Here is a 22,206-nt window from a genome sequence, read left to right on the forward strand (position 1 = left end):
TCACCTCACCCCCGGCGGCAGCACGGGCGGGTAGACCGTCGCGTGCGCCGCGGACTGCGCGTTGGCCGCCATGTCCAGGTCGCCCTGCACGTACGCCTCGGTCGCGCTCACGACACCCGTCGCGGCAGCGCCGATCCGGGTGCTCATCCCCTGGATGCGGGGACCCTCGTGAATCTGGAAATACGACTGCACCGCCTCAGCGATCGCGGCCGACTGCGTGGCGGTCACCGCCCCCTCGAGGGCGGGACTGAGGTTGTTCAACGCGGTGCCGAGAGCCTCGGCATCGACGTTGACGTCCTGCAGTACGGCGACGACCCCTGACGGTTGGATTCTCCAGCCCGTCACAGGTCAGCCCTTCTCAGCCGATGGATTCGACCGCGGTACGCGCCTTGCTGAGGGCGGTCTGCGCCGACTCGTCATTGCGCTCGAGCGACGAGCGGAGCGTCTGGATGATCGAGCGCACCTCGCCGGCGGCGTTCTTCCACCGCAGCTCCTTGGCTCGATAGTCCTCCGAGACGCCGTCGGCGGCGTAGTCGGCCATCGCCGCGTTCACGTCGCGGTCGTGGGCGTCGATCAGCGTCTCGAGCTGAGCGGCGACACGGTTGAAGTTGTCCTGCGCGTTCTGCGATGCCGGGATGCTGTAGTCCCGGCGGTCACCCTGATTGGCCATGATGATCCCCTCCCGTCATCGAGCGCCGAAGCGCGCCGCGTCGAACGATGAACCCGACTCGAGGCTGGTGGTGGAGTCGACCATCGACGCCTCACCCTCCTGGAACGACCGGTCCATCCCTGCGATACCGCCGAGCACGCCGTCCAGGGCGAGCTTCAGCTCACCCGAGATCGCGTCCGTACGGGCCTTGAAGCGGTCGAACGCTACGCGTCCCGCTCCCTGGAACTGCCCCTCCAGCGGCTCCGCCGCCTCCAGCAGCTGCCGCACCAGCAGAGCCAGCTCGTCGCTCGACCCGGAGGTCGCCTTTCCCAGCACGCCCAGCGTGTCAGCCCCCATCGCGAACTTCATCGCGTACCTCCCCGAATCGTGGACAACGACTTCGACAGCCTAGACAACCGCGAAACCGCCTTCCACACACATGAGAGAACTCTCCTTTTCGGCCTCTCCAGCTGGCACGATGAGACCGACGGTCACGACGGCCGGATGGGAAGGGCCCTCATGGCGGATTACCCCAACATCGCCGACCACGGCGTGATCGGCGACCTGCAGACGGCGGCGCTCGTGGCCACCGACGGCACGATCGACTGGTTCTGCGCCCCGAGGTTCGATTCCCCGAGCATCTTCGGGTCGCTGCTGGACGCCGAGAGGGGCGGGTCCTGCAGCATCCGTCCGATCGCCGACGACGTGGTGATCCGGCAGCTCTACCTTCCCGACACCGCCATCCTCGTCACCCGGTTCATGACCGAGGACGGCGTCGGAGAGGTGGTCGACTTCATGCCGATCGCGGGCAGGGGGCACACCCAGCGCCACCGCATCGCGCGTCTCATCCGGGTCGTCCGCGGGGCGATGGAGTTCGAAGCCGAGGTGCGCCCGCGATTCGGCTACGGACAGCACCCCGAGAGCATCGAGGTCACACCCGATCACGGTGTGGTGTTCGCCGGAGCCGGCCAGACCCTCACCGTCCACCGGGTCGGCGATGTCATCGAGCGTGACGGCGCCCCCGCCGGCCACCTGGAGATGGTCGACGGTGCCCTCCGCATCCGGGGCGAGCTCCGCGCCGGTGAGAGCACGGGGCTGCTCCTGGAGACCGGCGGTGCCCGCGCCGAGCGGATCCCGGCCGGTGAGCTGGACCGGATGTTCCGGCGCACTCAGCGGTTCTGGCGCGAATGGGTGGACAGATCGACCTATCGCGGTCGATGGCGGGAGGTCGTCACACGTTCGGCCATCACCCTGAAACTCCTCACCTACGCGCCCACCGGAGCCATGGTCGCCGCACCGACGGCCGGACTCCCCGAGCAGGTCGGCGGCGAGCGCAACTGGGACTACCGCTACACGTGGATCCGCGACGCGTCGTTCTCCGTCTCGGCCCTTCTCGCCCTCGGGTATGCCGACGAGGCCGAGGCATTCGTGGCGTGGCTCGCCGATCGCGTCAAGGAGAGCGTCGGCGATGAGTCGGGTCCGCTGAAGATCATGTACCGCGTCGACGGCACCCACGACCTCGACGAGACGGTGCTCGAGAACTTCGAGGGCTACCGCGGCTCACGACCGGTGCGTATCGGTAACGGCGCGGAGGACCAGCTGCAGCTGGACATCTACGGCGAGGTCATGGACTCCATCGCCCATGCCCAGGCCCAGGGTCTGATGCTCTCCCACCACGGGTGGACCGAAGTGGCCCGCATGCTCGACTGGGTGTGCGACAACTGGCAGCGGGACGAAGAGGGAGTCTGGGAGACCCGCGGCGGGCGGCAGCGCTTCACCTTCGGGCGCCTGATGTGCTGGGTGGCGCTGGACCGTGGCATCCGTCTGGCGGAATCGATCGGAAAACCCGCCGACATCGTCCGCTGGCGTACCGAGCGCGACGCGCTCTACTCCGAGATCATGACCGCCGGGTGGGACGACAAGCGTCGTGCCTTCGTTCAGCACGAGGGAACGGACGTGCTGGATGCATCGCTTCTGGTGATGCCGCGGACCGGCTTCCTCTCGGCGCGCGACCCCCTGTGGCTGTCCACCCTGCGGGCGATGGATGAGGAACTCGTCTCCGACAGCCTCGTCTACCGATACAACCCGGCGGCATCGCCCGACGGCCTGCGCGGGTCGGAGGGCACGTTCACCCTCTGCTCCTTCTGGTACGTCGACGCCCTGGCGCGGTCGGGGCGGGTGGATGACGCGCGGCTGACGTTCGAGAAGATGCTGACCTACGCCAACCACCTGGGCCTCTACGCTGAGGAGATCGGTCTCACGGGTGAGCAGCTCGGCAACTTCCCGCAGGCGTTCAGCCATCTCGCCCTCATCACCGCCGCCGTCAACCTCGACAGGATGCTGGGAACATGACCAATCCACCGCCCGTCCCGCCCGCCGCCGCACCGTTGAATCCCGCCGATGAGAAGCTCTGGGCAACCCTCGTCCACCTCGGTGGGCTCTTCTTCGGGTTCCTCGCGCCGCTCATCGGCTACCTCGTGCTGAGGGATCGAGGGCCGTTCGTCCGGGCGCAGACGGCCACGGCGCTGAATTTCCAGCTGACCCTGATCATCGCCTACGTCGTCGGCGGCATCCTGACCTTCCTCCTCATCGGGGTCTTCGTCATCCTTGCCGCCTACGTCCTCAACATCGTGTTCTGCATCATCGCCGCCGTCGCCGCCAACCGCGGCCAGTGGTACACCTACCCGCTGTCGATCTCGTTCGTCCGATAGGGCTCACTAGAATCGACGGGTGCCCGACCAGTCCCGTCTCGATAAAGTCATCGCCCTCGCTCGCCACCGCGGGTTCGTCTTCCAAGCGGGCGAGATCTACGGAGGGTCGAGGTCGGCGTGGGACTACGGGCCGCTCGGCACGGAGCTGAAGGAGAACATCCGCCGCCAGTGGTGGCAGACGTTCGTCCGTGGGCGCGGCGACATGGTGGGCCTGGACTCCTCGATCATCCTGCCCAAGCGCGTGTGGGAGGCCTCGGGCCACGTCGCCACCTTCACCGACCCGCTCGTGGAGTGCCTGCAGTGTCACAAGCGCTTCCGCGCCGACACCCTGATCGAGGACTTCGAAGCCCGCAAGGGGCGCGCGGCCGAGAACGGCCTGGCCGATGTGCCGTGCCCGAACTGCGGGACGAAGGGGCAGTACACCGAACCGAAGGCCTTCTCGGGCCTGGTGAAGACCTATCTCGGCGTCGTCGACGACGAGTCGGGGCTGCACTACCTACGTCCCGAGACCGCGCAGGGCATCTTCGTCAACTTCTCCAACGTGCTCACCGCGAGCCGCAAGAAGCCTCCCTTCGGCGTCGGCCAGGTCGGCAAGGCGTTCCGCAACGAGATCACTCCGGGCAACTTCATCTTCCGCACCCGTGAGTTCGAGCAGATGGAGATCGAGTACTTCACCCCGCCGGTCGAGGCCGAGACGTGGTTTCACCACTGGGTCGAGGCGTGCTGGAGCTGGTTCGTCGACCTCGGCATCGACGAGGCGAACATGCGCCGCTTCGACGTTCCCGCCGAGGACCGCGCCCACTACTCGGCCGGCACCATCGACCTGGAGTACCGCTTCGGCTTCCCAGGCAAGGAGTGGGGCGAGCTGATGGGCGTCGCCAACCGCACCGACTACGACCTCAAGAGCCACAGCGAGGCATCGGGCCAGTCGCTGACCTTCTTCGATCAGGCCTCGGGGGAGAAGTACACCCCCTATGTGATCGAGCCTTCGTTCGGTCTGACCCGGTCGATGATGGCGTTCCTCGTCGATGCGTACCACGAGGAGGAAGCGCCCAACGCCAAGGGTGGCACCGACAAGCGCACCGTGCTGCGCCTCGACCCGCGCCTGGCCCCGGTCAAAGCCGCCGTCCTGCCGCTCTCGCGCAATGAGCAGCTCTCGCCGATCGCCCGCGAGGTGGCCGACGACCTGCGCGGGCAGTGGAACGTCGACTTCGACGACGCCGGCGCGATCGGTCGTCGCTATCGCCGCCAGGACGAGATCGGCACGCCGTTCTGCGTCACAATCGACTTCGATTCGCTCGAGGATCGGGCGGTCACCGTTCGCGACCGCGACACCATGGGTCAGCAGCGCGTGCCCCTCGAAGGCCTGCGCGCCTATCTCGCGGAGCGTCTGAAGGGCGCCTGATCAGCCCGTCACCGTGATGGCGGCGTACTCGCCGCCTCCGCTCGTGACCGACGCCAAACTCTGCACGAGGATGTGGCGGAGCACATCGAGGTCGACCTTCTCGAGATCGGTCAGGTAGATGCACGACACGCTCGAGGTGTGCGGTCCGAGCTGTGCCAGGTCGTCGGCGTGCGCCGCGACGGCATCGACGTACACCGTGGTCGAGGCCTTCCGCGGCGCGAACGCCAGCAGCGGCATGTCGCCCTCGGTGCCGGTGGGGTAGCGGTAATGGCAGCTGCCGAAGCCGATGATCGTGCCCCAGAGCTCGGGCTCGCGACCCGAGATCTCCCGCATCATCGTCACGAGCGTCTGCGCGTCGCGCCGGCGACGCTCCGGCGTCACCGCCGCGATGTACTCCTCGACGCTGCCGCCGGTGGCCTTCACGACGACTCCTTCGCCTTCGCCTTCATCGCGCGCTTGTGCTCGCGCACCTTCGTCAGCGACTCGGGCGAGACGATGTCGGCGACGCTGCGGAACGCCCCCTCCTCGCCGTAGGGCGCGGAGGCCTCCCGCCATCCGGCGCCGGTGTAGCCGTACTGCTTGCCGAGGAGGGCGAGGAAGATCTTCGCCTTCTGCTCTCCGAACCCCGGCAGCTTCTTCAGGCGTTTCAGCACCTCGGCGCCGTCCGGCTCGCCGCGCGTCCAGATCGCCGAGGCGTCGCCGTCCCACTCCTCGACCACCGCGGTGCACAGCGACTGCACCCGCGCCGCCATGGACCCGGGGAAGCGGTGCACCGCCGGGGTGGCGGAGAACAGCTCGGCGAAGGCGTCGGGTTCGAAGCTCGCGATCGCCGCGGCGTCGAAGGTGCCGGCTCGCTCGGAGATCTTCAGCGGCCCCGCGAAGGCGGTCTCCATCGCCACCTGCTGATCCAGCAGCATCCCGATCAGCAGCGCGAGCGGATCGTCGCTGAGAAGCTGATCCGCGGTCTCATCACCGGTGATGTGAAGCGTCATGCCGACAGTCTCCCACCCGTTAGGTTGTCAGGAGCCATCGATCGGACGGCCCATCGATCGGACCAAGGAGGTGCGCGACGTGGCGGATCCGCGCACGCTCGTCACGGCCGGCCTGGTCCTCCGTCGAGCCCGTGCCCGCGCCGGGCATCTCGCCGCGCTGGCGGCGACCGTCGCCGTCACGGTGACCACCGTCATCCTCGTCCTCGTCGTCACCGGCAAGGCCGAGTCGCTCGCCCGCGCCGACGCGGCCGCCGGCACTCCCGAAGACGAGGTCGCCGCCGCCGTCGCCGTCGGTGCGGCGTCGCTTTCCTCGGCGCTTCCCTCCCTGCTCCTCACCGTCGCGGTCGTGGCGGGCGTCGCGGTGGCGCAGCTGGGCCGCCTGCTCGCCGCAGCGCGTGAGCACGAGACCGACACCGCCCGTGCGCGGGGACTCTCGCGCCGCCAGGCGATCCTGCTCCACACGATGGAGGCGGTGGCGGTCGGTGTCGCCGGCACGATCGCGGGTGCGGCGTTCGCCGCCGGGCTCGCGTCGGCGATCGGAGGGAGGGATGCCGCGTCCGCGGCGCTGTCGCAGACGGCGGTCGCGGCTCTGGTCGCGCTGCTCCTGGCGGGGATCCTCGTCGCGGCGCTCGCGCGGCGCTCGGTCACGCGTCGCCGGGGAGCACGGGCGACCACGATCTCCGCCGTGGCCCTCGTCGTCGCCGCCGCGGCCCTCGGCCTCTGGCAGATCGGATTCGCCCGCCCCGGGGGATTCGACCCGGTCGTGGCGCTCACCCCCACGGTCGTCCTCCTCGCCGCGGCGCTGGCGGTGCTGGCCGTGTTCGGCGCCGTCGCGCGCGCCGCGGCCCTCCCGGCAACGCGCGCCCGGGGTCTGGAGACCGCGCTCGGTCGGCGCCAGCTCGCCCGCCGGCTTCCGCTCTCGGGGGTCGCCGTGCTGCTGGTGGCGCTGACGGTGTCGCAGGCGGTCCTCGCCGGTGCCTTCGCCGGCACCTGGGCCGCCGCCGCGACCGACTCGGCCGCGCTCCGCGTCGGAACCGATCTCCGCGTCGACCTGACACCGCAGAGCGCCTCCCCCGCGGACCTGGGTGCGGCCGCCGCCGTCGACGGCATCGACGCGGTGGCGGGCGCGGTCACCGATGTGCTCGAGTTCGGCGACGACGAGGTGAGCCTCGTCGCGCTCCCCGCCGCTCTCGCGCCACAGGTCATGACCGCCGCGGGAGGTGCCGCCGACCCCGCCGCGCTCGTGCGGACGGTCACAGGGGAGAGTGACATCGGCGGGATCGACGTGGTGCGCGCCGCACCCGTCGCGCTCGGGGACGCCGCCACGGGCCTGGCGATCACCGTGTCCGCGCGGTGGACGAGTGCCGACGTCAGTGGTGCGCTGCAGCCGCTGGCCATTCTCGTCGACGCGCGCGGCACCGCCGTGGCGCAGCCGCTGTCCCTGGCCCCGGCGCCGGCCGATGACGCGCGGGTGGTTGCCGAAGCCGCCCTCCCCGAGGGCGCAGCGCCGTGGACGCTGGCCGCACTCGTCATGCGGGTGGGGCCCACCCCGGCGGTGCCCGCCGGAACGGTGACCCTCGAAGAGGTGTCGACGGTCGGCGGCGACGGCCTCGACCTCGCCGGCTCCGTCGTCTTCGCGGGCGGCGACCGTGAGGAGGTGATCTGGCTCGCCGACGGTCAGGAGCGCGGCGCCGAGACAGCGCCGGCCGAGGCCCTGCGGGTGGCGGTCTCGGATGCGTTCGCGGCGCGGTTCGGCGTCACTGCGGGTGACCGCCTGGACTACCGGGTGGCGGGAACCGGCCGGCGCGGCGAGGTGCTCGTCACCGCCGTCGTCGCGGCGATCCCCGGAGCCTCACGCGCCGACGCCGTCTTCGCGGTGACGGATGACCTCCTCGTCGCCTCGCTGCAGCGCGGAACATCGTTCGCCCTCCCCGGCAGCGTGTGGGCTGCGGGCCGCTCGGATTCCGACGCCGCCCTGAGCGCTGCGCTCGACGACCGAGCCGTGCGTGTCGCCGTCCCGGGGGTGGCCGACCGGATGGTCGGGGTGCTCGTTCCGGGGTGGTGGGTGGCTGCCGGTGGCGCCGCCGTTCTTGCGCTGATCGCCACGCTCGCCATCGTCCAGTCGCTCGCTCTCGCACGGGGCCCCGAGGTCGCCGTCCTCCGTGCGCTCGGTGTCACCGCTCGCCGGCAGGCGCGGCTTCGCGCCGCCGAGCTCGGAGCGATCCTCGGCGGGGCCGCCCTCCTGGGCGCCGCAGCCGGCGCGGCGGTCGCGTTCGTGCTGGCGGCGCCCCTCGTCCGCGCGACGACGCCCGGCATCCTTCCCGTGGCCCTCTCCCTTCAGCCCGCCTGGGTTCCGCTCGTCGGCGTCGTGACCGTGCTCGTCGCCGGGCTCGCCGCCACCGTCGTCGGCGCGGGTCTGAGCGTCCGTCGCGCCGCCCGTGACGCCGTCGTCGGGGAGGAGGCCCGGTGAGCGGCCGAATGACCCGCGCCGCGCTCCTGCGCCGCCACCTCGGGTTCGCCTCGGGCGGCGGCTTCGTCGTCGCGCTGCTCGTCCTTGTGCTCACCGTACTCACCACGGCCGCTCCGGTCGCCCTCGGGCGACTCGGCGATGCGACGGTGCAGTACCGGCTCGCAGGGCTCGGCGCGGTCGAGCGCGACGTCGTCGCCGACGAGAACGGGATCCCTCTGGAAGGGTTCGCGGCCGAGGTCGAGCGCATCCGCGCCGAAGCGGCGGCGCCGCTCCCCGACATCCTGCAGCCGGCCCGCACGGTCGCCGTCGGGTCTGCCGCTCCCCTCACCGACCAGCCGGGGACCGCCGAGATCGCCGTGGCCGTCGACCCGCGCTACGAAGAGGACGTCGACATCGTCGAGGGCCGACTCCCCGAGCCCGCCGTCTTCACCGACCCCGGCGCGGACATCGCCGACGGACAGGCGTTCGGGCGGATCGAGATCGTCCTCTCCACCGACACCGCGGACGAGCTCGGGTGGGAGCTCGGGGCCACGCGGCAGATCACGGGTTTCGCCGGGATCGTCGATGTCGTGCTGGTCGGCGTCTTCGAGCCCGTCGACGCCGACGCCGCCTACTGGCAGCACGTCCCGTCGGTGCTCGAACCGAACATCTTCGACGATGGAAATCGAGCGCGCGTGGTGACCGGGACGGGGTTTGCCCACCCGGCTTCCCTGCGGGCGACGTCCCCCCAGGGCGACAGCGTGAGCACCATCGTCTGGTATCCCTTCGACGAGACCGCGGTCGATGCGCGCGACGCGGAGTCGGTCGCCGCCGGTCTCCGTCTCCTCACCGCGGTGGGGCACACCGTCTCCGAGAGCTCCGCCGGACCCGGCGGCATCCTCAGCCTCCGATTCACCGCCGACGTCATCGGCGCCATCGAGGCCGCGCTCGCTCAGGAGCGGGCGACAGCCGGAGTGGTCGCCATGATCGCGTCCGGCCCGATCGGCGTGGCCGCCGCCGTGCTGATCCTCGGGTGCCGGCTCGTCTTCGACCGGCGCCGGCCCGCCCTCCGCCTCCTCGCCGCGCGCGGGGCCGACACCCGACAGCTCCGGGCTCTCCTCGCGCTCGACGGCGTCGCCTGCGGCATCCTTCCCGCCCTCCTCGGCATCGGGATCGGCGTGACCCTCGCGCAGCTGGCTCTGGGAACCGTTCCCGACCTCGCGGGTGTCGGGGCGGCTGTCGCCGTCGGTCTGTTTCCCGCCGCCGTGCTCGCCGTCCTCGCGCCGACCGCGGCGGACCGCCGGCCCCGCGCCGACCTCGGCGGTCGCGGCTCGCGGCCGCGTGTCATCCTCGAGGGCGCTGTACTCGTCCTCGCCGCCCTCGCCCTCACGCTGCTGCTCGTCCGAGGCGCGGGCGACGGCGCCGACCTCCTCACCGCCGCGACCCCGCTGCTTCTCGCCCTCGTCGCGTGCGTGGTCACGCTGCGGGTGTATCCGATCCCGCTGGCGGTCCTCCTCCGGCGTTCTCGCGGCGGTCGCGACCTCGCCGGCTACCTCGGCGCCGTGCGGGCGCTGCGCGAGCCCGCCATCGGGCTCACTCCTGTGCTCGCTCTCGTGGTCGGGGTGTCGGTGGCGGTGTCCTCCGGCATCCTCCTCTCCACCGTCCAGGCGGGTATCGACCGCTCGGCGGGTGCGCAGATCGGCGCCGACATCCGGGTGGCGGGCGGCATCATCACCGGCGACCAGCTCGCGCAGCTGAGCGCCCTCGACGGTGTGGCGGCGGCGACCGGCATCTCGGGAGCCGAGCCCGTCACCCTCGACATCGACGGTGAGCGGGTCGGCACGTCGGCGTTCGTCGTCGACGCCGACGTCCTCCGGGCGGTGCAGGGGGAGGGACCCGGGATGCTGCCGCCCGGCGTCTCGCTGGCCCCGACGTCGGGGCCGCTCCCGATCGTCGTCTCCACCGCGCTCGCCGACGAGATCGACGGCCGCGACGGCCTGCGCGTCGGCTCCCTCCCCGCCGAGGTCGTCGGGGTGCTCGACGGTCCGGCGCCGATCGGTGCGCGAGCGGCCTGGCTGGCGCTTGACGCGTCGGCCGCCGAGGAGGCGCTCGGGCGTGACCCGAGCGACCGCACCGCGGTGCTGCGGCTGGCCCCGGGCGGCGACCCCGGCGCCGTCGTCGACGCCGTGCGGGAGGTAGTGAGCCCCGCCCTCCGCATCGACACCGCCCGCGAGATCATCGGCCAGATCGAGGCGAGCCCCGCCGTCGCGGGCCTGCGCGCCGCGCTCCTGGCCGCGACGGGACTCGCGGCGCTTCTGGGTGCCCTCGCCGTCGTGATGACGCTCACCCTCGCAGCCGCGCCGCGGGCGCGGCTGCTGGCCCTCCTCCGCACCCTTGGCGCCCCGGCCCGCGTCGGACGCGCACTGGCGGCGTGGGAGGTCGCGCCGGCGGGGCTGGCCGCCCTCGTCGCCGGCACCCTCTTCGGAGCCGTCGTGCCCCTCGTCGTTCTGACCGGGGTGGACCTGAGGTCGTTCACAGGATCGACGGCGCAGCCCGCCTATGCCGTCGACCCTGTGATCCTCGGGGTCGCCCTCGGCGCTTTCGTCGCGCTGGTGACGGCCGCCACGCTCATCGCCCTCGCGGTCTCGCGCCGCGCCCGCACCTCGCGTCTCCTGCGTACGGTCGAGGAAGGATAGGACCATGGACTCCACCACCCGCCCGCGCTCGGGCACGGCGCCCGACGCCGACATCTGGTGCGCCGACCTCGTTCGCATCTTCCAGGTGCCCACGGCCTCGGGGCCGGGCATCGAGGTGCAGGCCCTTCAGGGACTGAACCTGCGCGTCGACGCCGGAGAGCTCGTCGCCCTCGTCGGGGCATCGGGGTCGGGCAAGTCGACGCTCCTGTCCATCCTCTCCAGCCTCGACCGGCCCACCGCCGGAGTGGCGATCGTCGCCGGCCACGACCTGCTGACGATGAAGGAGAAGGAGCGCGTGGGCTTCCGCCGGCACAGCGTGGGATTCGTGTGGCAGCAGACCTCGCGCAATCTCTTCCCCTATCTCACCGCCGCCGAGAACGTCGCGGCGAGTCTCGCCGTGACCGGGATCCCCCGCGGCGCCGCCGCCCGCAGGGCGCGTGTGAAGGAGCTTCTCGATCTCGTCGAGGTGGGGCACTGCGCTGCTCGCCGACCGGCGGAGATGTCGGGCGGCGAGCAGCAGCGGGTCGCGATCGCCGTCGGCATCGCGAACGACCCGCAGGTGCTCCTCGCCGATGAGCCGACCGGTGAACTCGACGACGCCACGAGCGCTCACGTGCTCGAGGCCATGCGCACGGTCAACCGCGAGCGCGGCATCACCACGCTCATCGTCACGCACGACCCGGGGGTGTCCGACCATGTCGCGCGCACCGTGCAGATCCGCGACGGGCGCACCTCCACCGAGGTGCTGCGCTCCACGCGCGTCGACGAGCACGGCGCCGAGGAGCACATCGCCGAAGAGTACGCCGTGCTCGACCGGGTGGGGCGGCTGCAGCTTCCTGACGAGTTCGTCGCGGCGCTCGACCTCCGCGACCGCGTGCGCCTGGCTCTCGAACCCGACCACGTCCAGGTGCGCCCGGAGGAGAGAGCGGATGCCGCGCCCGACGCTCCCGGGGAGGATCGCCCGTGAGCGCCGGCGGGCCTGCGGCCCTTCGGGGCGAGGGCCTCACTCGCACCTTCCGCAGTGCCGCCGGTGACGTGCACGCCTGCGTCGACATCGACCTCGAGGCGCGCCCGGGAGAGCTCGTCGTCGTCACCGGCCCCTCCGGCGCGGGGAAGACGACCCTCCTCAACATCCTCGGCACGCTGGAACGCCCTGACGCGGGCCGCGTCTGGGTGGGCGAGACCGAGGTGACCGCCCTCGATGAGGACGCACTGGCCGAGGTCCGCCGACGCGACCTCGGGTTCGTCTTCCAATCGTTCGGCCTGATCCCCGTGCTCTCCGCGGCCGAGAACGTGGAGCTGCCGCTGCGGATCGCCCGCACCGACCCCCGTGAACGCGACCGGCGGGTCGCCGACGCCCTGCGACAGGTCGGGCTCGCCGACCACGCCGGGCAGCGGCCCGGCGAGCTGTCGGGTGGGCAGCAGCAGCGGGTCGGGATCGCCCGGGCGATCGTCGCCGAGCCGCGCGTGCTCATCGCCGACGAGCCGACCGCGCAGCTGGACTCCCGCACCGCGACCGCGGTGATGGACCTGATCGTCGATCTCGTCCACACCCGGGGCATCGCCGCGGTGATCGCGACTCACGACCCGATCCTCCGGGCACGAGCCGATCGGGTCGCCGAATTGCATGACGGCCGTTTGCTGGCCGCCGAAGGGAGACTGCGCCGTGACCGACGCCGCTGACGTGACATCCGTTCCCTCCGACCCCGCGGCGAAGCTCGTGATCGTCGTGGGCGGCGGCGTCGCGGGCCTCGTCGCCGCACTCGAGTGCGCGAAGGTCGGGATGCGCGTCACCGTGCTCGAGCGCGACACCCGGGTCGGCGGCGTCATCCGCCGCGAAGAGGTGGGCGGGGTCGCGGTGGACCTCGCCGCCGACGGCTTCTCCACCCGCGGCGGGGTGGTCGCGGCCGTGCTCGACCAGGTGGGGCTCGGCGATGCGGTGATCCGTCCCGAGCACGGCGGGCGCTTCATCGCGGGCGCAACCGGCGTCGCCCCCCTGCCGGCCGAGACCGTCTTCGGCATCCCCGCGAACGCCTGGGCCGAAGACGTCCGCCGCCACATCGGATGGTCCGGCGCGTGGCGCGCCTATCTCGACCGCCTCCGCCCGCCGCTCACGATCGGCCAGGAGCAGAGCCTGGGGCGTCTCGTGCGCACCCGCATGGGCGACCGGGTCCGCGACCGGCTCGTCGCCCCGCTCAGTGTCGGCGGGTACGCGGTCGACCCCGACGACGTCCTCGTCGATGAGGTGGCCCCGGGCCTGAACGCCGCGCTCACCCGCACCGGATCGCTCGCCGGTGCGGTGGCGGCCGTCCGCGCCGAGCGCGACGGCGGAGAAGACGGCCTCGCCGGGCTGTCGGGCGGGATGGCGCGGATCATCGACGGGCTCGTCGCACGCCTCTTCGACTTCGGCGTCGAGATCCGCACCCAGGTGCCGGTCACCGGGATCCGGCGCACCGGTGACGCCGGGGGTCGGCCGTGGCTGGTCCAGACCGACGACGAGGCCATCGCCGCCGACGCCGTCGTCGTGGCCGTCGACGAGGACGGCGCACGGGCCGTCCTCGCCCATGCCGCCCCGCAGCTCGCCTCCCTCGCCGTCGACGTCGCCCCCACCGTGCCGCGGGAGTCCATCACCCTCGTCTTCGACGCCCCCGGCGGCGCGGTCGACCGGCCGGGGCCCGTGGTGCACGCGGTGCCGGGAACCCGCAGGGCGTCGACGCTTCTTCACCAGACCGGCCGATGGAACCATCTGCGCGCTGCGGCCGGGGAGAGCGGCGTCGTCGCCCGCGTGACCTTCGGGGGCCCGGGCGATCCCCCGGCCACGGCCGCGCTCGATGACGCGGCAGCGGCGACGATGGCGCTCGCCGAGGCATCCGCTCTGCTGGCCCTTCCACTCGACGGCGTCCGTCTGCGCGGCACGCACCGATACCGCTACGACCAGCCACCGCCCGCGTCGGCCCGGGGGCGGGCCGAGCGCGCCGCGCGTGCCCGTGCCGCGCTGACGGCGGCGCCCGGGATCGCGCTCGTCGGCGCCTGGCTGGCGGGGACCGGGCTAGCGCAGGTCGTCGACGATGCGATCGACCAGGCCGATGCTCTTCGACGAGGTGTGCTCTTCGGCGGCGTCGCCGGGTGATTGTGCCCCGCGCGACTGCACGCGTCAAGAGCGGATGCCGTCAAAGGAATACGCCGCTACTGTGTAAGGGATTTCACCCGACGAACGTGAGGAGACGTCATGCGAGGCAAGATCGGGCTGGTCATCGGGCTGGCCGCCGGCTACGTCCTGGGATCCCGTGCGGGGCGCGAGCGCTACGAGCAGATCAAGACCCAGGCGGAGAAGCTGTGGAACCAGCCTCCGGTGCAGAAGCAGGTTGCGAAGGTGACGGAGTTCGCCAAGTCCAGCGCCGCCTCCATCCCCGGCACGCTGTGGGACGGCGCGGTGAAGGTCACCAAGGCGGCCACCTCGAAGGACACCAGTGGCGATCAGAAGGCCGCGGAGGTCAAGCGCGCCGCGAAGACGTCGGCGGAAGCCGTGAAGGATGCCGCTGCCGACGCCGCCTCCGACGCGTCGTCTGCTGCGGAGAAGACGTCGTCCTCGTCCACCCCCGGAGCCTGATATGACGACCCCGCGGGGCTTCCGCGACCGGGCTGACGACAGCCTGCTGACGCTTGTCGGCGAGATCCCCGAGCTGGTCAAGAACCTCATCGTCGCCGAGATCGACTCGGCGAAGAAGTGGTTGGCCAAGACCGCGAAGGACGCCGGTATCGGGGCGGGATGGTTCGTCGCGGCCCTGTTCGTCCTCTTCTGGTCCGTTCCGGTCCTCGGCACGTTCGTCATCGCCGGACTGTCGTCGTGGTGGCCGGTGTGGCTGTCGGCCATCGTCGTCTTCGCGGTGATGATCCTCATCGCCCTGGTCCTGGCGCTTCTGGGCTATCTCCGCTTCCGGCGGCTCTCCAACCGTGAGACCCCGGTCCAGTCGATCGCCCTCGACGTGAAGGAGGTGCGCGATGAGCTCTGAGGTCTCGCCGCGCAAGAGCGCTGTGGCCCCGGTCCCCGTCCCCCGCACCGCCGTGCCGATCGGCATCGCCGACCCTGTGGAGCAGGCGCGAGCCGAGTTGAAGGCTGCGCTCGCCGCCATCGAAGTGAAGGCCAACGTGCCACGGCGGGTCTCGGAGGCCACCGACCGCGAGGTCGAGCGCGCCCGCGACTTCGCGCGGCGCAATCCCGGTGCAGCGACCGCCGCCGTTGTCGCCGCCGCCGCAGCGGTGGGCGGGCTCGTGTGGCTGTTCGTGCGGTCGTACACCCGGTGAACTGAGATATCGGTCGCGAGGCGGTCTCGCGCGGCCAGGGGTATGCTCGGGAAGCAGGCAGTGCAATGGAGCGGATGCTGCCGATCGCGCGCATGCACCTGCGCGCGTCGGTTGCTCGAAGTGCGGGCGGCCGAACACGCCCCACGAGAGTCGACTGAATGAACCACGCAGCTCACGACCCGTCAGCCAAGCCCCTCGGGGGTTGGCGCGTCCTCGTGCCCCGCGGTGGCCCGTGGGGCGATGGGGTGGCGGCGTCGCTGCGACGACAGGGCGCGACGCCGGTCATCGCTCCGCTGATCAACTTCGCCCCCACGCGCGATCACGAGACCCTCGAGAAGGCCCTGGCCGACCTCGCTGCGGGCGCCTTCCGTTGGCTGACGGTGACGAGTGCGACCACCGTCGATGTGCTCTACGCGTATCGCGCCACCATCCCCGCCTCCACCAAGGTCGCCGCGGTTGGCGAGACGACGTCGGCGGCTCTGCAGGCCGTCGGCTACAAAGTCGACCTCGTGCCCGAGCGCGACAACTCCGCTGCGGGAATGGCCGAGCAGCTCATCGGCCTCGAGCCCGAGCCGGTCGACATCCTCACGCTCCGGAGCGAGATCGCCAAGCCCGTGCTCACGCGCAGCCTGAGTGATGCCGGTCACCGGGTGCGGAGCGTCGTGGCGTACCGCACGGTGGGAGTGCCGGTGGCCGACCGCGTCGCCCGCGACGTCGAGAGCGGCCGCATCAACGCCATCCTCGTCACCAGCGGGTCGGTGGCCGAACAGGTGCACGCCCAGTTTCCCCACATCCCCGAGACGACCGTGATCGCCGCCATCGGTCCCCGCACCGCACGCGATGCCCGTCGTGCGGGCCTCGAGGTCGACGTCGTCGCCGACACGCAGACCGTCGATGCGCTCATCGCCGCGGTGGCGACCTTCTCCCTTCCCCACTCGGCCGATGAGTTCGCGCCGCAGACGGGCGTGATCGGGCTGCCGGGCGTCGGTCGCGAAGACTGAGGGTGCCCGAACTCAGCCCGTTCGCGTGGGTGCTCCTCGCTGTCGCGGCGGTCGTCATCGGCCTGTCCAAGACGGCGGTCCCGGGCGCGGGCACTCTGGCGGTCGCGTCGTTCGCCGCCGTGCTTCCCGCTCGCGAGTCGACCGGCACCATCCTGCTGCTGCTGATCCTCGCCGACATGTTCGCCATCACCATGTACGTGCGGCACGTCAACTGGCGTGCGCTGCTGCGGCTGGCCCCGGCGATCGTCGCCGGCCTGCTCGTCGGCGTGCTCTTCCTCGCCGTCGCCGATGACGCGTGGGTGAAGCGGACCATCGGGGTGCTTCTGCTCGGGGTGATTGCGGTCACGCTGTGGCGTCGTCGGATGGCGTCGGCCCTCGTCGACGGGCCGCCTCGGCGCGGCGCCGCTGCGGTCTACGGCACCTTGGGCGGCTTCACGACGATGGTCGCCAATGCGGCGGGACCGGTGATGTCGATGTACTTCCTCGCTGCACGCTTTCCGGTGAAGGAGTTCCTCGGCACCGCGGCGTGGCTCTTCGCGATCGTCAACATCAGCAAGGTGCCCTTCTCGGTCGGGCTCGGACTCATCACCGTGCCGGGTCTCCTCCTCGACGCGATCCTCGCTCCGCTTGTGGTGGCGGGCGCCCTCGGCGGTCGCTGGATCGCGGACCGGATCGACCAGCGGCTGTTCGAGCGACTCGTGATCATCCTCACCGTCGTCGGAGCGGTCTATCTGCTGATCTGAGGGTCGCACCCGGTAGCCTGCCGCCGTGACATCGCTTCGCACGGACAGGTTCCTGCTCGCCCCGCTCGACGAGGGCGATCGCGACGCGTTCGTCGCCTATCGCCGCGACCCCGCCGTCGCGCGATGGCAGTCGTGGACGCCCGACTTCGGCGTCGCGGACGCGGACCGCCTGATCGAGGGCCAGCCGACCGGTTTTCCGCCGCCGGCGGGGGAGTGGCTGCAGCTGGCCGTCAGGGATGCCGGTTCCGGAGCCCTCCTCGGCGATGTCGCCGTGCACACCGTGGCCGGCCCGCCCGACACGTACGAGGTCGGTGTGACGGTCGCGGCCGAGCATCAACGGCGCGGCGTCGCCGGTGAAGCCCTGGGCGCGGTCGTCGCCGCGCTGTTCGACGATCACGGCGCGCACCGGGTGATCGCGACGTCGGATCAACGCAACGCCGCGGTGGCGCGTCTTCTGACCGGACTGGGTTTCCGGCACGAGGGTCGTGCGGTGGAGGCGGACTGGTTCAAGGGCGAGTGGACGACCCTCGACACCTGGGCGATGCTGGCGCGCGAACGGTAAGGGCCTCGGCTCGCCGACGATCAGGTGCCCGGCTTGCCGACGATAATGAGCCTGTGGAGCCCTGGCAGATGCACGAGTGGTTCGCGGACTACATCGACGCGGCCAATCGCCACGATCTCGACGCGATCCGCGGTTTCGTGCACGCCGGGGTGCGGCGGGCTCACCGGCCGGCGGGCGTCGAGGCCTGGGTCGGCGACCTCGCCGACCTGTTCCACGCCTTCCCCGACTGGCGGTGGCGGATCATCCAGGTGGTCGCCGAGGACGATCGCATCGCCGCACATGTGCGGGGAAGCGGCACGCATACGGGGGTCTGGGAGGGCATCGCGCCCACCCGGCGCCATGTGAACGTGGCCGAGTTCGCCGTCTACACGGTGACTGCGGGCCGTGTTACGGCCTTCTCGGGATCGGAGCCGTTCGAGCTGCGGGCGCAGCTCACCGAGTCCCGCGTCTGACCCGTGTTCGGGCTGGAAGTCGGCGCTGGATGTCGGCGCTCGGTGTCAGCGCTTCCGCCGGCAGGCCAATCCGTCGAGCAGGAGGTCGATCGCGATGCCGAGCTGCGTCTCGTCGTAGATGAGGGGCGCCGACTCCGCCAGATGGCGGAGGAGGGGGAGATCCGCGGTGGGCGCGTCGGCGAGGGCCTGCTGGAACTCGGGGAACTGAGGATGACCGGCGGCGCGCTGCTGCAGCAGGTGTTCGCGGGCGGTCGCGCCCGCCAGGGTGGCGAGCGTCGCGAGAGCGCGCGCGGCGGTGGCTTCGTCGAAACCGGCGGCGAGCATGATCCGCAGGGTCTGCTCGACCGGTTCCAGGACGGCGATGTCGGCTGAGGTCAACCGGATGTAGACCCCGAAGCCCTCGGAGGCGATGACCGCGTCGTACATCGAGACGGCGAGCAGCCGGCAGGCCTCGCGCCAGTCGGCGCCGTCGGGGATGACGACGGGGGAGAGTTCGGTGGTGAACGCGTCGTGGGCGACGAGCTCCCGCAGGGTCTGGACGTCGCTCACGTGATGGTGGACCGACCCGCGATCCACGCCCAGGTGCTGGGCGACGGCCTGCATGGTCACCTTGTCGGGATCGAGCTCTCGGGCCGCCTCGACCACCCGTGCCCGCGTGAGACCGGCACGGCGGCCCCGGCCGCGTCGAGCTTTCGAGGAGGGTGTTTCGGCCACGCAGGATTCTATCGCAACCCGCATTGAATTCACGAGCGTGAATTCCTACACTTTGGAGCGGACCCCGATCAGGGTCCCATCGAGAAGGAGTCCTCATGACGAACACCCCGCCGCTCACCGCCCAGAGCACCATCGGTACGTGGCTCAGCCATCCGGTCGGTGGGGAGCTGATCCGAGGGCTTCTCGCCCAGGCGGGCGTGGGAGATGACGCGCTGGCTCCCGTCAGCGGGCTTCCGCTGCAGCAGCTCGTGGCGATGAGTCAGGGGAAGATGCCGCAGTCCGTCGTGGACGATCTGGTGCTCCAGGCCAACGGCGGGGTGGTGCCCGAGGTCTCGGACGAGCCGACCGGCTGGGTGGAGAAGATCACCCCCGGGCGCTTCGCGGGCGAGACGGTCATCGTCACTGGCGCGGCGTCGGGGATCGGTCGTGCAACGACGAACCGCATCGCCCGTGAGGGCGGCCGCGTGGTCGCGGTCGACATCAGCGCGCAGCGGCTGGCCGAGCTCGCGGCGTCTCTGCCCGGCACCGAGCTCGTGACGGTGGCCGGTGATGTCACCCGACAGGACGACATCGACGCGGTGGTCGCGGCGGCGGGTGACCGGATCGACGCGCTGGCGAACGTCGCGGGGGTCAATGACGACTTCTCGCCGCTGCACGAGACGACGGATGACATGTGGGATCGCGTGATCGAGATCAACCTGACGGGAAGCTTCAAGCTGACCCGTGCGGTGCTGCCGGCGATGCTGGCCGCGGGTCGGGGGTCGATCGTCAACGTCTCCTCCGAGGCGGGTCTCCGGGGGAACGCATCCGGGAATGCCTACACTGTCTCCAAGCACGGTGTGATCGGGATGACGCGGAGCGCGGCCTTCATGTACGGGCCGGACGGCATCCGGGTCAACGCCGTGGCTCCCGGCGGGGTCGCCACCGGGATCCCCATGGCGGCCCACCCGTCTGAGCGGGGGCTCGCGAGACTCACGCCGTTCCAGCGGCAGATCCCGTCGATCGCGACGGCGGAGCAGCTCGCCGCGTCGATCACCTTCCTGCTCAGCGACGACGGGGTGAACATCAACGGAGCCGTCCTGACCTCCGACGGCGGCTGGTCGGTCCAGTAGGCATGGATCTGGACAGGGTCGACCCCGCGCTTCGCGCCGGGACGCGTCGGGTGCGCCTGCCCGACGTGTCGCAGCGGTGGATCCGTTCCACCCTGCGGTTCGTCACGCGCGTGATGCCGGTGCCGCGAATCGAAGGTGTTCGCGTGGATGTGCGCCGCGTGGGTGCTCAGCGCCTCCGGGTGTATCGCCCTCAGAAGCGTTCGTCGGAAGCTGCGCTGCTGTGGGTACACGGCGGCGGACTCCTCTTCGGCGATGCGCGCCAGGACGAGCGGCTGTGCGCCGAGACGGCGCGAGCCCTCGGCATCGTCGTCGTCTCGGTGAACTATCGGTTCGCGCCCGATCACCCTTTTCCGGCTGCGCACGACGATGTCTACGCCGGCTGGAAATGGCTGCAGACGGAGGTCGGCCGGCTGGGGGTGGACCCCACTCGGGTCGTCCTCGGCGGTGAGAGCGCCGGCGGGGGACTTGCGGCGGGCGTGGCGCAGCGCGTCCGCGATGAGGGCGGCGTGCAGCCGATCGGCCAGTGGCTGTTCGCTCCGATGATCGATGACCGGACGGCGGCGGATCGCTCGCTGGATGCCCTCGATCACGCGGTGTGGAACAACCGCCACAACCGGGTCGGCTGGACCGCCTATCTCGGTGGCGCGGCGGATGGAGCGACGATGCCGCCCTACGCCGCCCCCGCTCGCCGCGAGGACCTCACCGGGCTCCCGCCGACCTACCTCGCGGTGGGTGACATCGAGCTCTTCTTCGCCGAGGTGCGCGACTACGCACAGCGCCTCGCCGCCGCCGGAGTGCCGACGACCCTCGATGTCGTACCGGGCGGGCCGCACGGATTCGAGAGCTGGGCCCGTGACACCGAACCTGCTCGGGCGCTCCTCTCCCGTGCCCGCACCTGGCTCTGGGATGTCATCTCGACGCCGGCCTGACGGGATCAGTCCTCCATCAGATGGGGGCTGGACCAGATCAGAAGGGTGCGACGCCGTACCCGCCGTCGTCGGTGGGGACGAAGGCGACGCGTGAGGGTGGGTGGCTGTCGTAGGTCTTCCCGCCGGGGCTGGTGAATTTCAGGATGCCGCCGGGGAGCTGTTCCACGTGCCAGTTCGTGGCGTGTTTGAGGGTGTGGTGTCGGGCGCACTCGTTGCAGAGGTTGTCGTTGCAGCTGGGCCCGCCGAGGGCGAAGTCCTTCGAATGGTCGATGTGGCAGAGCTTCGCCGGCCTTCGGCATCCCGGTGTTCGACAGGTCACATCCCGGGCATTGAGGAACCGGGTCTGGGAGGGATGCAGGGTGTACCTGTCGACGGCGGTCACGACTCCGGTGATGGGGTCGGTCATCACCCGTTCCCAGATCCGGGCGGTGCCCGCCATGCGCCTCGCGGTGTCGGGGTCGACGGGGGTGACCCCGTTTAGTTCGGCGCCGGAGTTCGTGACGCCGGTGAGGGTGGTGATGGGGATGGTGATCTGCACTTCGGCGCGGATTGCGCCGAGTCCACCGGTGGTGGGGTCGGTCGGGTCGATCACCGGGGTCCCGGCGAGGAGCATGTCCAGGGCCAGGTCGCAGCGGATCTCGTCGAGGGTCCGGTCATCGAACCACGGCTCGCTGCCCTCGCCGAGCGAGGGGCCGCCGTCACCACCACCGTCACCGGTGCCGTTATCGTCACCGTCGCCGGTGCCGTCACCGCGACCGCTCCCACTCGTCTTCTGCGCCGTGCCCTGCCCGGCGGCGTAGGCGCGCCGTTTCGCGCGGTCGACGTCCTTGACCGTGGTGCCCTGGCCGGTGAGGCGGTGGTAGGCGCCGTGGATGTAGACGTTCCCGCCCACGATCGTCAGGGCCGAGAGGGTGTCGTCCAGGTCGGTGACGAACACCCGCCGCCCTCGTATCGCGGTGTCGTGTCGTTCCTGGAGTGGGCGCGGGTCCAACACCTCCGCGCGCTGCCGGGCGTACTTCTTCGTCCGCGGCACCGTCTGCCGCTCCGCCTCCACCAACACGATCCGCTCGTACGCCGCCCGATCCACCGGGTCCTCGATCACCCGTCCGGCGTCTTGGATGACCTGCGCATGCGCCCGCGTCACCCGCCCCTCCGCCAACGCTTCCATCGTCTGCGGGAACCCGTGCACGAGCTCGTGGGCGTCGTGCATCTGGGTCTGCATCGACCGGTCATTGACCCGGACGGCCATGCCCAGTTCGAGGGCCATCGACCGTAGCGGCATGTCCCGCTCCCGCGACGACGCCGACCCGATCCGCGACCGCTGCTTGAGCGTCAACGCGTACGCGTCCGCCAGCAGCCGAGTCTCCTTCGCCTCCAACGCCGCTCGCCGCCGGCGCAGCTTCGCCAATTCGTCCGCGAACACCCCGGCGCGCTTGTCTTCCGCCCGCCGCCGCTTCTCGTCCGCGTCCACTCGTATCCCCGTCTC

At 71.3% G+C, this 22,206-nt stretch carries 24 protein-coding genes; 17 read left to right on the forward strand and 7 right to left on the reverse strand.

Features of this window, described 5'->3' with window-relative positions; genetic code table 11:
• Genes HDC37_RS00340 through HDC37_RS00350 form a run of 3 tightly spaced genes read right to left on the reverse strand, consistent with a single transcriptional unit; the run spans nucleotide 1 to nucleotide 1,018 of the window.
• Entirely contained in the window at nucleotides 1-345 is a 345-nt protein-coding gene (locus HDC37_RS00340) for a DUF6507 family protein (RefSeq protein ID WP_179558380.1), read from the reverse strand.
• 13 nt (nucleotides 346-358) lie between these two features.
• A complete protein-coding gene (locus HDC37_RS00345) occupies nucleotides 359-670 on the reverse strand; it encodes a pore-forming ESAT-6 family protein (protein ID WP_124291785.1) in 312 nt (103 codons plus the stop codon).
• Between the two features lie 15 nt (nucleotides 671-685).
• Complete coding sequence (locus HDC37_RS00350) at nucleotides 686-1,018, reverse strand: hypothetical protein (RefSeq protein ID WP_124291784.1); 333 nt, start codon at nucleotides 1,016-1,018, stop codon at nucleotides 686-688.
• Between the two features lie 150 nt (nucleotides 1,019-1,168).
• On the opposite strand from HDC37_RS00350, the gene HDC37_RS00355 reads away from it, so the two are divergent.
• The 3 genes from HDC37_RS00355 to HDC37_RS00365 are packed head-to-tail and all read left to right on the forward strand — an operon-like array spanning nucleotide 1,169 to nucleotide 4,765.
• A complete protein-coding gene (locus tag HDC37_RS00355) occupies nucleotides 1,169-3,001 on the forward strand; it encodes a glycoside hydrolase family 15 protein (protein ID WP_179558443.1) in 1,833 nt (610 codons plus the stop codon).
• Nucleotides 2,998-3,360 carry a DUF4870 domain-containing protein gene (locus tag HDC37_RS00360; RefSeq protein WP_179558444.1) on the forward strand — a complete coding sequence of 121 codons (363 nt, stop codon included), beginning with the start codon at nucleotides 2,998-3,000 and terminating at the stop codon, nucleotides 3,358-3,360. The genes HDC37_RS00355 and HDC37_RS00360 overlap by 4 nt, the downstream gene beginning before the upstream one ends.
• A gap of 19 nt (nucleotides 3,361-3,379) precedes the next feature.
• A complete protein-coding gene (locus HDC37_RS00365; protein ID WP_179558445.1) occupies nucleotides 3,380-4,765 on the forward strand; it encodes a glycine--tRNA ligase in 1,386 nt (461 codons plus the stop codon).
• Here the strand turns inward: HDC37_RS00365 and HDC37_RS00370 are convergent, their stop codons facing one another.
• The gene (locus HDC37_RS00370; protein ID WP_179558446.1) at nucleotides 4,766-5,188 is read right to left on the reverse strand and encodes a DUF1801 domain-containing protein; all 423 of its coding nucleotides are present in this window, start codon (nucleotides 5,186-5,188) and stop codon (nucleotides 4,766-4,768) included.
• Nucleotides 5,185-5,757 carry an HhH-GPD-type base excision DNA repair protein gene (locus HDC37_RS00375; protein ID WP_179558447.1) on the reverse strand — a complete coding sequence of 191 codons (573 nt, stop codon included), beginning with the start codon at nucleotides 5,755-5,757 and terminating at the stop codon, nucleotides 5,185-5,187. The genes HDC37_RS00370 and HDC37_RS00375 overlap by 4 nt, the downstream gene beginning before the upstream one ends.
• Before the next feature lie 79 nt (nucleotides 5,758-5,836).
• Here HDC37_RS00375 and HDC37_RS00380 point away from each other — a divergent pair, with 79 nt between their 5' ends.
• The 12 genes from HDC37_RS00380 (at nucleotide 5,837) to HDC37_RS00435 (ending at nucleotide 17,965) form a co-directional block, all read left to right on the forward strand.
• On the forward strand, nucleotides 5,837-8,227 hold the full coding sequence (locus tag HDC37_RS00380) for an FtsX-like permease family protein (protein ID WP_179558448.1): 2,391 nt from the start codon (nucleotides 5,837-5,839) through the stop codon (nucleotides 8,225-8,227).
• On the forward strand, nucleotides 8,224-10,902 hold the full coding sequence (locus HDC37_RS00385; protein ID WP_179558449.1) for an FtsX-like permease family protein: 2,679 nt from the start codon (nucleotides 8,224-8,226) through the stop codon (nucleotides 10,900-10,902). The genes HDC37_RS00380 and HDC37_RS00385 overlap by 4 nt, the downstream gene beginning before the upstream one ends.
• Nucleotides 10,903-10,906: 4 nt before the next feature.
• Nucleotides 10,907-11,869, forward strand: coding sequence for an ABC transporter ATP-binding protein (locus HDC37_RS00390; RefSeq protein WP_179558450.1), 963 nt, complete (start codon nucleotides 10,907-10,909; stop codon nucleotides 11,867-11,869).
• Nucleotides 11,866-12,585 carry an ABC transporter ATP-binding protein gene (locus HDC37_RS00395; protein WP_179558451.1) on the forward strand — a complete coding sequence of 240 codons (720 nt, stop codon included), beginning with the start codon at nucleotides 11,866-11,868 and terminating at the stop codon, nucleotides 12,583-12,585. The genes HDC37_RS00390 and HDC37_RS00395 overlap by 4 nt, the downstream gene beginning before the upstream one ends.
• Entirely contained in the window at nucleotides 12,569-14,032 is a 1,464-nt protein-coding gene (locus HDC37_RS00400; RefSeq protein ID WP_308472034.1) for an FAD-dependent oxidoreductase, read from the forward strand. The genes HDC37_RS00395 and HDC37_RS00400 overlap by 17 nt, the downstream gene beginning before the upstream one ends.
• A gap of 99 nt (nucleotides 14,033-14,131) precedes the next feature.
• Entirely contained in the window at nucleotides 14,132-14,512 is a 381-nt protein-coding gene (locus tag HDC37_RS00405; RefSeq protein WP_179558453.1) for a hypothetical protein, read from the forward strand.
• Between the two features lies 1 nt (nucleotide 14,513).
• Complete coding sequence (locus HDC37_RS00410; protein WP_179558454.1) at nucleotides 14,514-14,915, forward strand: phage holin family protein; 402 nt, start codon at nucleotides 14,514-14,516, stop codon at nucleotides 14,913-14,915.
• Nucleotides 14,905-15,207, forward strand: coding sequence for a hypothetical protein (locus HDC37_RS00415; RefSeq protein ID WP_141936698.1), 303 nt, complete (start codon nucleotides 14,905-14,907; stop codon nucleotides 15,205-15,207). Before HDC37_RS00410 ends, HDC37_RS00415 begins: the two co-directional genes overlap by 11 nt.
• Before the next feature lie 158 nt (nucleotides 15,208-15,365).
• Complete coding sequence (locus HDC37_RS00420; protein ID WP_179558455.1) at nucleotides 15,366-16,208, forward strand: uroporphyrinogen-III synthase; 843 nt, start codon at nucleotides 15,366-15,368, stop codon at nucleotides 16,206-16,208.
• A gap of 2 nt (nucleotides 16,209-16,210) precedes the next feature.
• On the forward strand, nucleotides 16,211-16,951 hold the full coding sequence (locus HDC37_RS00425) for a sulfite exporter TauE/SafE family protein (protein WP_179558456.1): 741 nt from the start codon (nucleotides 16,211-16,213) through the stop codon (nucleotides 16,949-16,951).
• Nucleotides 16,952-16,976: 25 nt separating this feature from the next.
• A complete protein-coding gene (locus HDC37_RS00430; protein WP_179558457.1) occupies nucleotides 16,977-17,513 on the forward strand; it encodes a GNAT family N-acetyltransferase in 537 nt (178 codons plus the stop codon).
• A gap of 53 nt (nucleotides 17,514-17,566) precedes the next feature.
• Nucleotides 17,567-17,965 carry an ester cyclase gene (locus tag HDC37_RS00435; RefSeq protein WP_179558458.1) on the forward strand — a complete coding sequence of 133 codons (399 nt, stop codon included), beginning with the start codon at nucleotides 17,567-17,569 and terminating at the stop codon, nucleotides 17,963-17,965.
• Nucleotides 17,966-18,010: 45 nt separating this feature from the next.
• Here HDC37_RS00435 and HDC37_RS00440 read toward each other — a convergent pair whose 3' ends face one another.
• Complete coding sequence (locus HDC37_RS00440; RefSeq protein ID WP_179558459.1) at nucleotides 18,011-18,679, reverse strand: TetR/AcrR family transcriptional regulator; 669 nt, start codon at nucleotides 18,677-18,679, stop codon at nucleotides 18,011-18,013.
• Nucleotides 18,680-18,774: 95 nt separating this feature from the next.
• On the opposite strand from HDC37_RS00440, the gene HDC37_RS00445 reads away from it, so the two are divergent.
• On the forward strand, nucleotides 18,775-19,791 hold the full coding sequence (locus HDC37_RS00445; protein WP_179558460.1) for an SDR family NAD(P)-dependent oxidoreductase: 1,017 nt from the start codon (nucleotides 18,775-18,777) through the stop codon (nucleotides 19,789-19,791).
• A 2-nt stretch (nucleotides 19,792-19,793) separates the two neighbouring features.
• Nucleotides 19,794-20,720 (forward strand): alpha/beta hydrolase, encoded by a 927-nt coding sequence (locus HDC37_RS00450; protein ID WP_179558461.1) that lies wholly within the window; start codon nucleotides 19,794-19,796, stop codon nucleotides 20,718-20,720.
• A gap of 37 nt (nucleotides 20,721-20,757) precedes the next feature.
• Here HDC37_RS00450 and HDC37_RS00455 read toward each other — a convergent pair whose 3' ends face one another.
• Nucleotides 20,758-22,191, reverse strand: coding sequence for an HNH endonuclease signature motif containing protein (locus HDC37_RS00455; protein WP_179558462.1), 1,434 nt, complete (start codon nucleotides 22,189-22,191; stop codon nucleotides 20,758-20,760).
• Nucleotides 22,192-22,206: the final 15 nt, after the last annotated feature.

This window comes from Microbacterium sp. AK009 (genome assembly GCF_013410955.1).
Lineage (GTDB): Bacteria > Actinomycetota > Actinomycetes > Actinomycetales > Microbacteriaceae > Microbacterium.